General features: G+C 56.1%; 13 protein-coding genes and 1 tRNA gene. 10 read left to right on the plus strand and 4 right to left on the minus strand.

Features of this window, described 5'->3' with window-relative positions:
* The first annotated feature begins 86 nt into the window (after nt 1-86).
* On the plus strand, nt 87-659 hold the full coding sequence (locus HNR65_RS12205; protein WP_181551797.1) for a nicotinamidase: 573 nt from the start codon (nt 87-89) through the stop codon (nt 657-659).
* Here HNR65_RS12205 and thiD read toward each other — a convergent pair.
* The 4 genes from thiD to panB form a co-directional block, all read right to left on the minus strand.
* Nucleotides 647-1,498 carry a bifunctional hydroxymethylpyrimidine kinase/phosphomethylpyrimidine kinase gene (gene thiD / locus HNR65_RS12210; RefSeq protein WP_181551798.1) on the minus strand — a complete coding sequence of 284 codons (852 nt, stop codon included), beginning with the start codon at nt 1,496-1,498 and terminating at the stop codon, nt 647-649. The two genes, HNR65_RS12205 and thiD, sit on opposite strands and share 13 nt — an antisense overlap.
* A 176-nt stretch (nt 1,499-1,674) precedes the next feature.
* On the minus strand, nt 1,675-3,321 hold the full coding sequence (locus HNR65_RS12215; protein WP_181551799.1) for a glutamate synthase-related protein: 1,647 nt from the start codon (nt 3,319-3,321) through the stop codon (nt 1,675-1,677).
* Nucleotides 3,322-3,555: 234 nt separating this feature from the next.
* Entirely contained in the window at nt 3,556-4,266 is a 711-nt protein-coding gene (locus HNR65_RS12220) for a GAF and ANTAR domain-containing protein (protein ID WP_181551800.1), read from the minus strand.
* A 24-nt stretch (nt 4,267-4,290) separates the two neighbouring features.
* Nucleotides 4,291-5,079, minus strand: coding sequence for a 3-methyl-2-oxobutanoate hydroxymethyltransferase (gene panB / locus HNR65_RS12225; protein WP_181551801.1), 789 nt, complete (start codon nt 5,077-5,079; stop codon nt 4,291-4,293).
* A gap of 312 nt (nt 5,080-5,391) precedes the next feature.
* On the opposite strand from panB, the gene hisS reads away from it, so the two are divergent.
* The 9 genes from hisS (at nt 5,392) to rbr (ending at nt 13,045) form a co-directional block, all read left to right on the plus strand.
* The gene (hisS, locus tag HNR65_RS12230; protein ID WP_181551802.1) at nt 5,392-6,648 is read left to right on the plus strand and encodes a histidine--tRNA ligase; all 1,257 of its coding nucleotides are present in this window, start codon (nt 5,392-5,394) and stop codon (nt 6,646-6,648) included.
* Between the two features lie 103 nt (nt 6,649-6,751).
* Entirely contained in the window at nt 6,752-8,542 is a 1,791-nt protein-coding gene (gene aspS / locus HNR65_RS12235; RefSeq protein WP_181551803.1) for an aspartate--tRNA ligase, read from the plus strand.
* A 68-nt stretch (nt 8,543-8,610) separates the two neighbouring features.
* Nucleotides 8,611-8,686 (plus strand) — tRNA-Asn (locus HNR65_RS12240).
* Nucleotides 8,687-8,969: 283 nt separating this feature from the next.
* Nucleotides 8,970-9,344, plus strand: coding sequence for a desulfoferrodoxin (locus HNR65_RS12245; protein WP_181551804.1), 375 nt, complete (start codon nt 8,970-8,972; stop codon nt 9,342-9,344).
* A gap of 98 nt (nt 9,345-9,442) precedes the next feature.
* The gene (locus HNR65_RS12250; RefSeq protein WP_181551805.1) at nt 9,443-10,528 is read left to right on the plus strand and encodes a sulfurtransferase; all 1,086 of its coding nucleotides are present in this window, start codon (nt 9,443-9,445) and stop codon (nt 10,526-10,528) included.
* Nucleotides 10,529-10,530: 2 nt separating this feature from the next.
* Complete coding sequence (locus HNR65_RS12255) at nt 10,531-11,061, plus strand: YeeE/YedE thiosulfate transporter family protein (protein ID WP_181551806.1); 531 nt, start codon at nt 10,531-10,533, stop codon at nt 11,059-11,061.
* Nucleotides 11,058-11,591 (plus strand): YeeE/YedE thiosulfate transporter family protein, encoded by a 534-nt coding sequence (locus HNR65_RS12260; protein WP_181551807.1) that lies wholly within the window; start codon nt 11,058-11,060, stop codon nt 11,589-11,591. The genes HNR65_RS12255 and HNR65_RS12260 overlap by 4 nt, the downstream gene beginning before the upstream one ends.
* 1 nt (nt 11,592) lies before the next feature.
* Entirely contained in the window at nt 11,593-12,210 is a 618-nt protein-coding gene (locus HNR65_RS12265; RefSeq protein ID WP_220128380.1) for a hypothetical protein, read from the plus strand.
* 259 nt (nt 12,211-12,469) lie between these two features.
* Nucleotides 12,470-13,045 carry a rubrerythrin gene (gene rbr / locus HNR65_RS12270; RefSeq protein ID WP_181551808.1) on the plus strand — a complete coding sequence of 192 codons (576 nt, stop codon included), beginning with the start codon at nt 12,470-12,472 and terminating at the stop codon, nt 13,043-13,045.
* Nucleotides 13,046-13,086: the final 41 nt, after the last annotated feature.

Genomic DNA, 13,086 nt, shown 5'->3' on the forward strand with positions numbered 1-13,086 from the left:
TCTTCGGGTCCGGCCCCTGTTGAACCGGCCCGGCGCGTGATTATTATAAGGCTTGATAAGAATGCATGAAGCAAAGGAGGAAACTCATGACCCAGCCCCATGAAGTGTTCAAGCCCGGCGATGCCCTGCTGATTGTGGACGTGCAGAACGATTTCTGCCCCGGAGGGGCCCTGCCCATTGAAGAGGGAGACAGGGTGGTTGCCGTGATCAATCCCTGGATTGAAGCGGCCCTGGAAAAGGGCGTGCCGGTGTATGCCTCCCGGGACTGGCACCCGGTGGGCCATGTGAGCTTTTCGGAGCAGGGCGGTGACTGGCCGCCCCATTGCGTGCAGGACACCCCGGGGGCCGCATTTCACAAAGATCTGAATCTTCCGGGCAACACCATGGTGATCACCAAGGGCGTGCGGTTTGACCAGGATCAGAATTCAGCCTTTGACCAGACCGGCCTTGCAGAGGAATTCCGTCGCTCCCGCATTCACCGGGTTTTTGTGGCCGGCCTTGCCTTGGATGTCTGCGTGCAGGCAACGGTAATCGATGCGCTGGCCCAAGGCTTTGAAACCCTGGTGCTGCTTTCCGCCACCCGGCCGGTGACAGAAGAAGGCGGCCGGATTGCCGTGGAAAACATGAAAAAGGCCGGGGCCGTGATTTACGACCAGTGATTGTTCCGCCCCGTGGATGCCATTTTGTGGTGCAGCAGGGGGCCGTGGCCGCCGCCGATGGCGTGGTCAGCCGAGATGGAAATGAGATTGGCCGTCAGGTCCACGGCAGAGAAAAACGCCTCTTCGGGCCCCTTGCCCCTGGCCAGAAATGCTGCAAAAGCCGAGGAAAAGGTGCACCCCGTGCCATGGGTGTTGCGGGTGTGGATATGGGGATGGGCTGCGGTGATGGCCCGGACGGCATTGTTTTCCCGGAAGATGAACCAGTCTGTGACCGTGCCTTCCCCCTCCTTTGCCTGCCGTGAATGCCCGCCTTTTAAAACCGCACCGCAAAGATCGGGGTACTGGTTTAAAAGTTCCCGGCCTGCGGCCTCCATGTCCGTGACAGGGCCACGGCAAAGGATTTCGAGCTCTGCAAGGTTGGGGGTGATAAAATCTGAAGCCGGAATCATCTCTGTCATCAGGGATTTGACGGCTGCATCGTCAATGAGTTGGTGGCCGCTGGTGGAGACCATCACCGGATCGCAGACAACGGTGAGATCCTTTACCCGGCCGGCAATAATTTCGCATATTTCCCGGTTGGGCAGCATGCCCAGCTTGACTGCATGGATCCGGATATCGGCCAGAACGCTTGCCATCTGCCGGTCAACAAATTGTGCTGGTACGGCCATGGCCCCGTCCACGCCCCGGGTGTTCTGGGCGGTCAGGGCCGTGATCACAGCCGCCCCGTAAACCCCGACGGCCATAAAGGTTTTCAAATCAGCCTGTATTCCGGCCCCGCCCGAGGGATCGGAACCGGCAATGGAAAGCACTGTGGGAATTTTTGCTGCATTTTCGGACATGGCTGCCTGCCTGTTGGCCTTTGATCAAAAAAATTGTCTGTGATATATAGCGCAGATTGTTCGGGTTGTCCATTTTTTCGGGCTGGCAAAAAAAACAAAAACCCGCAGCAGCGGCTCGCTAACGCCGTGCTGCGGGTTTTTTTGAAGCCGTGCCTTATAAACAGGCGCTGGCGGATTTAACTGTTGAGGATCTTTTTGGCGGTTTCGTCATTGGCGTCGCAGACAAACGGGATGCCGGTGATCTCCGCGGTCTCCCGGTTGCCGGAAAAAAGATCTTCCCGGGCCACCTCGGGCATGGAAAATTTTCGCGCGCCGGCCATGAACTGCTGCAGGCCGCAGGTCAGCTTGTCGGCCAGGGTCCAGAAACCGATGGCCCCGTAGGGGATGTTTTTCATCTCGTCTTTGCCCACCCGGGCTTCCACGTCATAATAGCTGGCAAAAATTTCTTCCGGGGTGGTGCCGAGCTGGCTGACCGTCTTGGGCAGTTTGTCCCAGTTGCCGCTGATCTTTTCCCGGCGGTCCGGATTGATGGCCCCTTCGATGTTGGCCCCCAGAAATCCCGGGATCATGATGGCCCGGCCCATGCACACCAGCTTGGTGTACGGGGCGCCCAGGGCCATGGCCTTAAAGATGTGGTCTTCTAAGGCAAAGCCGCCGGCAAAGGAAAGATCCACCACATCCTCGCCCTTTGCGGCCAGGATGCTGTTGTATTCATGCGCCTTGGCATGCAGATGCAGGGAGGGGACCCCCCAGCTCTGCATCATGTTCCAGGGACTCATTCCCGTGCCGCCGCCCGAGCCGTCAATGGTGAGCAGATCAAGCTTTGCATCTGTGGCAAACTTGATGGCCATGGCCAGTTCCTCCATGCCGTAGGAGCCGGTCTTGAGGGAAATGCGCTTGAATCCGAGGCTTCTCAGATATTCCACGCTTTTCATGAACTCCTCGCGCACCAGATCCGCCCGGCCCAGGTTGGTTGCGCCCAGCCGGCTGTGGCGGGCAAACGAGGTAATGGAGCCGTGGTTGAAGGCTTCCTGCACTGAGGGTTTTTCCGGATCCGGGTCCACCACGTAGCCGCGTTTTTTCAAAAAGATGGCATAATCCAGGCTTGTGACCTGGATTTCACCGCCAATGTCCTTTGCGCCCTGGCCCCATTTGAGTTCCAGGATGCACTTGTTGCCGTATTTTTCGGCAATGTATTCGGCAACGCCGTTTCGGGTGTCTTCCACGTTCATCTGAACGATGATGGCGCCGTAACCGTCATTGTAGCGCAGGTAGGAATCAATGCGCCGGTCCAGTTCCGGGGCCTTGGTGATCCGGCCGGTGGCCATTTCCGATTCCCGGTCCACGCCCACCACGTTTTCGCCGATGACCACGGGAATGCCCACCAGGGATGCGCCGATGGCAAAAGAATCCCAGTATTTGGCCGCCACAAAGGTCGAGCCCAACGCGCCGGTCATCAGGGGAACGCGGGCCTTGGTCTTGATTTCCTTGCCGAATTCGGTTTCCAGGCTCACATTGGGGAAAATGCAGTCATCCGGGTCCGTGGACAGGCCCTGGGACAGGCCGTGGGAGCCGTAGGCATAGCCCTGAATCCGCAGGGAATTGTAGGATACGCCCACGTGGGTGGTGTTGTTGGCCCCGGCGGTGACTATGCCGAAACTTCGGGGATAGAGCAGTTTGCGGCCCACCAGGCTGGACATAAAGGTTTCGCATTTGCCCTGGCAGTCAGCCCGGCACAGGGTACACAAACCGGATTCCGCAGGATTGCCCCGGTTGGCGGTCCCCAGTACATCATTGGTTTTGGAAAAACGCAGTTCAGACATGATTTTCCTCCTTGGTGCAACTTTTTTGACATTAAATTATTATTTATTATTTCAATATGTTATATATATTTGAATTTGAGCAAAAAAAAGCGCCTCTACGCCGTTGTGCAATAGAGACGCCTTTGTCTGTAAAATATTCAGTAAAACCTGCACGCCATTGTGCAAGTTAACAAATACTTATTAGTTCAAGGAGATGTTTTTGTCAAGGTTTTTATGAAATGCGTTGCATGCATGTCAGTAAAGTTCTTCTGAAAGCAGGATGGCCTCTGCAATGCTGCGCATGGATTTGCGCGAATCCATGCTTTTTTTCTGCAAGCGGCGATAGGCTTCGTCTGCATCAATGCGGCTTCGCTGCATCATGGCCTCCTTGGCCCGTTCCACGAGCTTGCGGGTTTCCAGCTCCTCCTGGATCACCTTGGTCTTGATCACCAGTTCTGAGTTGTAAATGGCCACCGCGGCCTGGTTGGCCACGGTGGTGATCAGGTTGACCTCCACATCTGTAAAGTCGTGAGGCTCTGAGGTAAAGCAGTTGAGCACGCCGATGACCCGTTCATCATGGAGCAAAGGAACGCTGGCCAGGGATTTGAGCCCCAGACTCCGGGCCATGTCCTTTTCCTTGAATCTGGGCTCGGACAACACATCTTTGATGATCAACGGGAGTTTTTCCGCGGCCACATAGCCCACTACGCCTTCGCTGATGTTTAAGACCCGGTCTTTGACATAGGCGGGCTCAATGGTTTGGGTGGCTTTCAGGCGCAGGCGGGGCCGGCCGTCGTTTTCTTCGATCAGCCACAAGGAACAGATCTGCACCCCGGTAACCTGGGCCGTGACCATGACAATGAGCTTTAAGATCTCCTCGAGATAGAGATCCGAGTTGATGGCATGGCTGATATCCATCAATGCCTTGATATACTTGTCCGTGCTGACAGCACCCTTGGAATCCATGATATCTGACGCAAAACAAAAGGGTTAATAACAATGCTCTTCAGACGGAAAATCGCCTGATGCAACTTCTTCAACATAGGCGCGCAGGCCGTCCATGGCGTTTTGCCGGAGCTGCGCATATTGCTTGACAAACTTGGGCACATGGCCTCCGTTTAAGCCCAGCATATCGTGGATCACCAGGACCTGGCCGTCGCAGTCCGGCCCGGCGCCGATGCCGATGGTCGGAATGCTGATACTTTTGGTGATGGCCGCTGAGATGTCTGCCGGAATGCCTTCAAGGACCACGGAAAAGGCCCCGGCCGCCTCAACCCGCCGGGCATCTTCCATGAGCCGGTCGCGATCGCGCTGGACCCGAAAGCCGCCCATCTGGTGCACCGACTGGGGGGTCAAACCGATATGGGCCATGACCGGAATCCCGGCCTGGGTCATGGCGGCAATGGTATCGGCCACCGATGCCCCGCCTTCAAGTTTGACCGCCGATGCCCCGGCTTCTTTTAAAAACCGGCCGGCGTTGGCCAGGGCCCCGGATCTGGAACTCTGGTAGGACATAAACGGCATATCGCCCACCACCATGGACGTGCGCGCGCTTTTGGCCACAATGCGGGTGTGATAAATCATTTCATCCATGGTCACCCCGAGAGTGGTGGCCTCGCCCTGGACCGCCATGCCCAGCGAATCGCCAACCAGCAACACGTTTACGCCCGCCTCATCGGCCATCTGCGCAAACGGATGATCATAGGCGGTCAGAACAGTTATTTTTTCGCCCTTTTTTTTCATGTCCATAAGTTTTTTCGTGGTTACTGCGCTTGCCATGATGGGTCTCCTTTCGGCTTTTGCAAGGACTTGCCGGTTTGGGCCGGGCGCCGGAAATTTCCGGATATTGCCGGATATATAGATTTTCTTGTATATAGTCCGTGCCCGGGATGTCAAGTTCAACATATGGGTTGACAAGATTTTGTTATTTTTCGTATCTATATAAGATTATACAATTTGCGGCCTGCGGGCCATGTCATGCTATCCTGCAATCATTATAATCATCACCGGCAGGGTCACAATTATTTCCATTCGGGACGGCAGGTCATTTTTATAGCGGGCCTGGCCGGTCCAGTTGATTTGCGGACGCTAATGATACAGCTTGTCAGGGGTTTTAAAGACATTCTGCCGCCGGAAACCACGGTGTGGCAGTCCATTGAAGATACGGCCAGGCGGCATTTCGAAAATTTCGGTTTCCGGGAAATCCGGCCGCCCGTACTCGAACAGGCCGCGCTTTTTCAGCGAAGCATCGGCGAGCATACCGATATCGTGGAAAAGGAGATGTATACCTTTGCCGGAAGCCGGGACACCCTGCTGACCCTGCGGCCCGAGGCTACTGCATCAGTGGTGCGGGCCTATATCCAGCATAAGATTTATGCCGCCGACCCGGCAGCCCGGTTTTATACCATCGGCCCCATGTTCAGAAAAGAGCGGCCACAGAAGGGCCGTTACCGGCAGTTTTACCAGATCAATGCCGAGGTCTTCGGGGTGGATTCCCCGTACATGGACGCCCAGCTCATTTACATGTGCATGACTTTTTTCCGGCGGCTTTCGGTTTCCGGCCTGCAGGTGCATTTAAATTCCCTGGGTTGTCCCGAATGCCGGCCGGCGTTTCGGCAGAAGCTTTCTGAAATGCTGGCCGGCAGGGCGGAGAATTTGTGCCCGGACTGCCTGCGCCGTCTGGAGAAAAACCCTTTGCGCGTGCTGGACTGCAAGGTTCCGGCCTGCCGGGAGGCGGTGGCCGATGCCCCGTCCATGCTTGATTTTCTCTGCGATGACTGCGGGCAGCATTTCCGGACCGTGCAGGCCGCCCTGGCGGATATGGATATTGATTTTCAGATCGATCCCCGCCTGGTGCGGGGGCTTGATTATTACACGCGAACGGCCTTTGAGATCCAGACCTCGGAACTCGGCGCCCAGAACGCGGTTGCCGGCGGCGGGCGCTATGACCAGCTCGTGGAAATGCTTGGCGGCCCGGCCCAGCCGGCCATCGGGTTTGCCATCGGCCTGGACCGCCTGGTGGAGCTGTTTGCCGCCAAGTTTCCGGCCCCGGAAACAGGGCCGGATGTCTTTTTTCTGCCCATGGGAGAGGCCGCCCGGGAGCGGGCCGCCAAATGGTCAAGCCAGCTGGCGGATGCGGGCGTGCGCGTGGAGGCGGATTTTTCGGGCCGGAGCCTAAAGGCGCTTATGCGCCGGGCCGACCGCATGGGCGCGGCCCGGGTGCTGATTGTGGGCGATCAGGAGTTGGCTGAAAACAAGGCGGTTTTACGGGACATGAAAACCCGGGACCAGGTGGCGGTGCCCATGGACCGGCTGGTAGCATTCATATCCGAGCATGTGGGCAGGTAGGGGAAAAATGATTTTCCGGCCGGTTTTGTTTGTAACCGAAACTGAGGGTTTTGGTGTAAATCTGCATTTATTTGTAAAAAAGCATCCATAAGGAGTCAAGGGATTGAACGATACATTGGGAGATATGCGGCGGAGCCATCACTGCAACGCTCTGGGCGCCGCGGATACCGGCGCGCAGGTGGTGCTGATGGGCTGGGTGCAGCGGCGCCGGGATCACGGCGGCGTAATATTTATTGATTTGCGGGACCGGGAAGGCATTACCCAGGTGGTGTTCAATCCCGACCGGAATGCGGCAGTGCATGAAAAGGCCCATGCCATCCGCAGTGAATATGTGCTGGCCGTCCGGGGGGTGGTGGAAAAACGTCCCGAGGGGATGACCAACCCGGCCCTGGCAACCGGTGAAATCGAGGTCATGGTCTCGGAATTAAAGATTTTAAACCGGGCCCAGACCCCGCCGTTTATGATTGAAGACCAGGTGGATGTCAATGAAAACACCCGGCTGGCCAGTCGCCACATTGATCTGCGCCGGCCGTCTTTGCAGAGCAACATCATGATGCGCCACAGGGCTGCGGCTGCTGCGCGTCGGTATTTAAACGACCAGGGCTTTCTTGATATTGAAACCCCGTTTTTAACCCGCAGCACCCCGGAAGGCGCCCGGGATTATCTGGTGCCCTCCCGGCTGAATCCGGGTTCATTTTACGCGCTTCCCCAGTCGCCACAGCTTTTCAAGCAGCTTTTGATGATTTCGGGCTTTGACCGGTATTACCAGATTGTGCACTGCTTCAGAGACGAGGATCTGCGCGCCGACCGCCAGCCGGAATTCACCCAGATCGACATGGAGATGTCCTTTGTGGGTGAAGAAGACATCATGGCCGTGTCTGAAGGCCTGATTTCCTCAGTTTTTCAGGAGGTGGGCCGGGCTGCAGTCAGCCCGCCGTTTGCCCGGATGACCTACCAGGAGGCAATGGAGCGCTATGGACTGGACCGGCCCGATACCCGGTTTGGCCTGGAGCTTTGCGATATTTCCGATATCGTGGCTGCATCCGGGTTTCATTTGTTTTCCAATACAGTGAAAAAAGGCGGCATTGTCAAGGCGCTAAACGCCAAAGGATGTGCCGGTTTCACGCGCAAGCAAATCGATGATTTCACCGATTTTGTGGCCGTATACCGGGCCAGGGGACTGGCCTGGATCCGGGTGAAGGAAGATGAGTGGCAGTCGCCCATTACCAAGTTTTTCTCAGAAGAGGAAAAACAGGCCATGGCCGCGCGTCTGGACATGCAGCCCGGGGACCTGGTGTTTTTCGGCGCGGACCAGCCCGGCATCGTCAATGAGTCCCTGGGGCAGCTGCGCAATCACCTGGGCAAAAAACTGGGCCTGATTGATGAAAATGCATACGAATTCGTGTGGATCACCGATTTTCCCATGTTTGAATACGATGAAACCGAAAAACGGTACCAGGCCCTGCATCACCCCTTTACCGCCCCGGCGGAAAAAGATCTGGAAAAGCTGGCGTCTGATCCTGTGGGCATGCGCTCAAGGGCCTATGACCTGGTGTTAAATGGCTCGGAAATCGGCGGGGGAAGTATCCGCATCCATCAAAAGGACGTGCAGGTCCGGGTCCTGGAGGCCCTGGGCATGGACCGGGCTGAATACGAGGAAAAATTCGGGTTTCTGCTCTCGGCCCTGGACTCCGGGGCGCCGCCCCACGGGGGCATTGCCTTTGGCTTTGATCGGCTGATGACCATACTTTGCAACACGTCTTCCATCCGGGAGGTGATCGCCTTTCCCAAGACCCAGAAAGGCGCCTGTCTGATGACCGCGGCCCCGGCTTCGGCCACTGCGGCCCAGCTCGGGGAACTGGGGTTAAAAGTCCGGCGGGTGGAGCAGTCCTGATCCTTGACATTTTTGCTTGACATTTTTATTATCAGACCGTAAATAGACACTTTTGATTCACACTTTGTTCCCCAGTAGCTCAGTTGGCAGAGCAGGTGGCTGTTAACCACCGCGTCCGTGGTTCGAGTCCGCGCTGGGGAGCCAATTTCAATAAGCCCGTTTCCGATTCGCTTCGGAGGCGGGTTTTTTATTTTCATCCGGCTTTCTGTTGTCCGGTCTTTCCAGCCGGTCCGGCCGGGAGAACCGGTCCGACCGGTCGGATCATTTTCTTTGTTGGCGTTTTTCAGGGTCAATGCATATATTGGTAATGGATATGCGGCAGGATTTTTTTAAAGCCGCATTCAATCCAGTGGGGTTGGTGCAGATCCCGTGTTTGCCGGGTCTGCCCTGTAACATCCAAAAAAAACAAAGAAAGGAGATTTTATCCATGGCAGAACAAAAACAGATTTACAAGTGTGAAGCGTGCGGCAACGTTGTTGAGGTGCTCCATGGCGGCGCCGGCGATCTGGTGTGTTGCGGGGAGAACATGAAGCTGTTTGAAGAAAAGACCGCAGACGAGGGCAAGGAAAAACACGTGCCCGTGGTCGAGGCGGCTGACGGCGGGGTCAAGGTCAAGGTCGGCAGCAATCCCCATCCCATGGAGGAAAAGCATTACATTGAATGGGTGGAAATCATTGACGGTGACCAGTCCTGCCGCCATTATCTCAAGCCGGGCCAGGCACCCGAGGCGGTTTTCAAGGGGGCCAGTCCCAATGTATCCGCCCGTGAATACTGCAACGTGCATGGATTGTGGAAATCCTAAAACCTCTTTCGTCAAACGGAAAAGAGCCGGATCCGCCCGGCTTTTTTCCGTTGCCTGATCTGTATTCCGCATAGCGCAGCAACAGGAGAGACCCCAAAATGAAAGAACGTTTTGCATTCAGGCATGTCATTATTGCCGTGATCCTGTTTTTGGGCGTGCTGTGGTCTTTTGGCTCCGCAGCCCAGGACAGGGCTGACTATCCCAACAAACAGTTTGTTGCCGATGCCCGCTGGGTCAAAGACCATATGGAAGACAAGGATGTGGTTGTCGTTGATGTCCGCAGGGACAAGTACTTTGACGACCGCGTGATCCCCGGAGCGATCCGGATGCCCTGGTCGGAATTTCGTTTTAATGACATTGGCAACAACCTGGGTTCCTTGTTCAGGGGGGTGGAGCAGGCCCAGCAGATTCTGGGCCGCCATGGTATTGCCCCCACGGATACGGTGGTGCTTTATGATTCGGTGGAGCGCGACGGCGGGGCAACAGCCTCGTACGTGTTCTGGATACTGGATGTAATGGGCCATGAAAACAAGAAAATTCTTAAACGGGGCATTGACGCATGGGCGGATGCCGGCTATGAGACAGCAGACCAGCCCCGGCAGCCCGAGCCTGTCACTTATCAGGCCGCATCTGAGCAGATGCGCAAGCACCTTTTGATTGACGCGGATTTCATTTACCGCCGCCTGGGAGATTTTTACTATCAGATCGTGGATGTGCGCTCCAGGGAGGAATACCTTGGAGAAAAGGGCTCCAAAGGCTTAGATGGCACTCCCCTGAAACTCGGCCATATACCGACTGCGGTTAATGTCAATTATCAGAATGCATGGACGGATCCGGAAACCAAGGACATTAAATCCTATACAGAGCTGCAGGCGCTGTATAAGGGACTGGACCCGGCCAAGGGGGTCATTGTTTACTGCGCTTCAGGAAGACGGAGTTCTTTTTCCTATTTTGTGCTCCGGCTCATGGGGTTTGAAAATGTTTACACCTATGAGGCATCCTGGGAGGAGTGGGGCCGGCCGGACCGGTTTCTTCCGGTGGAGACCGCGGAGAATGAACTGACCGGGGATTTTCTGCCCCAGCCGGCAAAAATGACCGATTCGGTTCAAAGCACCGGCGGCCCGGATGCGTCCCGGCCCAAAGACGGTGAGCCTGCCGGCGGATACGTGTCCTGCGGGGGTTGATCATGGATAATAATCAATTGTCACCGCCGTACTGGAAATGGGTTCCGGCCGCCTTTGCGCTGGCCGGGATTATTGTGTTTGTTTTTGCCACATTCGGCCCGCCGGCCTCGTCCTCCGGTTTTGTGGCCGTATTAAAAGGCGCCATTGCGACTGTTGCTCCGGATTATGTGGAGGCAAAGGCGCATTACCGCATGTCAGCAGGCCCGGGGGGATGGGTTTTTGCCTTTGTGCTGGGCATGGCCATTGGCGGGTTTATCGCGGCCCGCACCTTTCCCGCACCCGTGCGCGATATCCCTGAAATCTGGGAGAACCGTTTTGGCAGCAGCCGGGTCAAGCGATATGCAGCCGCTTTTGCAGGCGGGTTTGTAATCCTGTTCGCGTCCCGGCTGGCCGGGGGCTGCACCCTGGGGCTGTTTATTTCCGGCTCCACCCAGCTGGCTGTCAGCGGCCTGTATTTTGGTGTGCTGATTTTTGTCTTTGCCATGCTCACCGCCCGCTTTGTTTACGGCAGGGCGGGAAAGGAGGGCCAATGAGTTCCCCGATATGGCTTGGACTGGTTTCCGGCATTGCTTTTGGATTTGTGATCCAGCGGGTCGGGGCTACCAACCCGGACAAGATGGCCCGGGCGCATTTGATGATCGAAGGGGCGATTCCGCGCTTCATGCTACTGGCCGTGTTGTTGTCCGCCATCGGCCTGCTGGGGCTTTTGGCCTCGGGCACGGGCCGGACCCTGATCATCCCCACGAGCCTGGTTGCAACAGGGGTTGCAGGCGTGCTGTTTGGTATCGGCTGGGGGCTTTGCGGCTATTGTCCGGGCACCACCTGGGCTGCGGCCGGAGAGGGCCGGATGGACGCGGTCTTTGCCCTGCTTGGCGGTTTTGCCGGCACCGCCCTGTTTGCCCAGGTGCATGAAATTTTAATCCCGCTTCTGCATGCGCCCACCAACCTGGGCCAGATTACCCTGGCAGACTGGTTTGGCAGTGATCTGGCGGCCACGGTTGTTCTTGTGGCGGTTTTTGCCGCCAGCATTTTGGGAATTGGCATGCTCTGGGAAAGGGATTGAAATGACATGGTCCGTTAAAGGTCTGATTTTTGCGGCAGTCGTTGTTTGGGCCGGCCTGCAGACAATCGGCTGCGGGCAGGCAGGGGACAAGGCAGCGGACCTGGAGATCCCCCGGGGGTATATGGCACAGATCCGGGTGGAGCAGGGGGACCGGGTTTTTGGTTTCGGACCCTTTGTGGGCTATTATTTCCGGCCGGAGACACCGGGGGATTTCACCCGGCTGAAGTTTGTCTGCTTTAATGAACGCAGCTTTTATACCAAAGACCTTCCGGAAAACACCAGGCTTTTTGAGGGCACGGCCGTATTGACCCGCCTGCCGGAATCCGATTTTGAGATACCCGCTTCCGGACGGATCAACCCGGTATATTTTTCAGAGGCCCCGGCACAATGGGTGGTGACCCGGCCGGCGCCAAAAGATGAATTCCTTCATTTCCATTCCTGCTATGACGCCCGGGGCGCGGTGTTGACCGGGTATTGGTTCCGGCATGCAGCCGTTGCCGGATTCACCTATGACATGGGCGGCCGGGTGGGAGCGGACAGTCCCCTTTACCACGAGGTTTTTCCGGGAATTGACCGCGGCTTTGCCAGAATCATTGAGTTTGACCACGGCCCGGAGTAAAAACCGGACAAGGATTTTGGGGTGAAAATTTTTGCATCTGCAGAGCGGAATTGTTATATTATGTGCTTATGATCAAAAGTACCGGCCCAACGCACCGGCACCATCTGAAATCAGACTTTTTACGGTGCCATCAACCACTAAAGAGACAACTTTTTGATTTTACTTAACACTTAATCACTTAAAACTTAACACTGCCTGTAAAAAAGACTTTTTACAGGCTTATCAACCATGTTATCAGCAAAAAAGGAGAAGGATACATATGGCACGTTTGAAAGGAACCCGGACGGAAAAGAATCTGCTGACCGCATTTGCCGGCGAGTCCCAGGCCCGCAACCGCTACACCTATTTTGCCAAGCAGGCCAAAAAGGACGGATACGTTCAGATTTCAGATATTTTCGAGGAAACCGCCAACCAGGAAAAAGAGCATGCTAAGCGGCTTTTCAAGCTTCTGGAGGGCGGTGAGGTGGAAATTGCAGCAGCCTTTCCCGCAGGGGTCATCGGCACCACCCTGGAGAACCTGAAGGAAGCTGCCGGCGGTGAGAATTATGAATGGACCGACATGTATCCCGGCTTTGCCAAAACCGCCCGGGAGGAAGGATTCGATGATATCGCAGATATTCTCGAATCCATTGCTGTTGCTGAAAAACAGCATGAAAAGCGCTACCTGGATCTGGCGGCCAATATCGAAGCCGGCCGCGTGTTCAAGCGCGATTCCGCCACCACCTGGCGCTGCCGCAATTGCGGATACCTCCACGAAGGCACCGAGGCCGTGGCGGAGTGCCCGGCCTGCGCCCACCCCCAGGCCCATTTCGAACTTCTGGGCGAAAACTGGTAACGCATCATTATAAGTGAAAACCTGCCGGCGGATTTGTTTCT

Source organism: Desulfosalsimonas propionicica, assembly GCF_013761005.1.
GTDB classification, from domain to species: domain Bacteria; phylum Desulfobacterota; class Desulfobacteria; order Desulfobacterales; family Desulfosalsimonadaceae; genus Desulfosalsimonas; species Desulfosalsimonas propionicica.

What these genes read in the sequence shown, in the direction of transcription:
- HNR65_RS12205 (WP_181551797.1), top strand. Translation starts at nt 87, where the DNA reads ATGACCCAGCCCCATGAAGTGTTCAAGCCCGGCGATGCCCTGCTGATT.
- thiD (WP_181551798.1), bottom strand. Translation starts at nt 1,498, where the DNA reads ATGTCCGAAAATGCAGCAAAAATTCCCACAGTGCTTTCCATTGCCGGT.
- HNR65_RS12215 (WP_181551799.1), bottom strand. Translation starts at nt 3,321, where the DNA reads ATGTCTGAACTGCGTTTTTCCAAAACCAATGATGTACTGGGGACCGCC.
- HNR65_RS12220 (WP_181551800.1), bottom strand. Translation starts at nt 4,266, where the DNA reads ATGGATTCCAAGGGTGCTGTCAGCACGGACAAGTATATCAAGGCATTG.
- panB (WP_181551801.1), bottom strand. Translation starts at nt 5,079, where the DNA reads ATGGCAAGCGCAGTAACCACGAAAAAACTTATGGACATGAAAAAAAAG.
- hisS (WP_181551802.1), top strand. Translation starts at nt 5,392, where the DNA reads ATGATACAGCTTGTCAGGGGTTTTAAAGACATTCTGCCGCCGGAAACC.
- HNR65_RS12245 (WP_181551804.1), top strand. Translation starts at nt 8,970, where the DNA reads ATGGCAGAACAAAAACAGATTTACAAGTGTGAAGCGTGCGGCAACGTT.
- HNR65_RS12250 (WP_181551805.1), top strand. Translation starts at nt 9,443, where the DNA reads ATGAAAGAACGTTTTGCATTCAGGCATGTCATTATTGCCGTGATCCTG.
- HNR65_RS12255 (WP_181551806.1), top strand. Translation starts at nt 10,531, where the DNA reads ATGGATAATAATCAATTGTCACCGCCGTACTGGAAATGGGTTCCGGCC.
- HNR65_RS12260 (WP_181551807.1), top strand. Translation starts at nt 11,058, where the DNA reads ATGAGTTCCCCGATATGGCTTGGACTGGTTTCCGGCATTGCTTTTGGA.
- HNR65_RS12265 (WP_220128380.1), top strand. Translation starts at nt 11,593, where the DNA reads ATGACATGGTCCGTTAAAGGTCTGATTTTTGCGGCAGTCGTTGTTTGG.
- rbr (WP_181551808.1), top strand. Translation starts at nt 12,470, where the DNA reads ATGGCACGTTTGAAAGGAACCCGGACGGAAAAGAATCTGCTGACCGCA.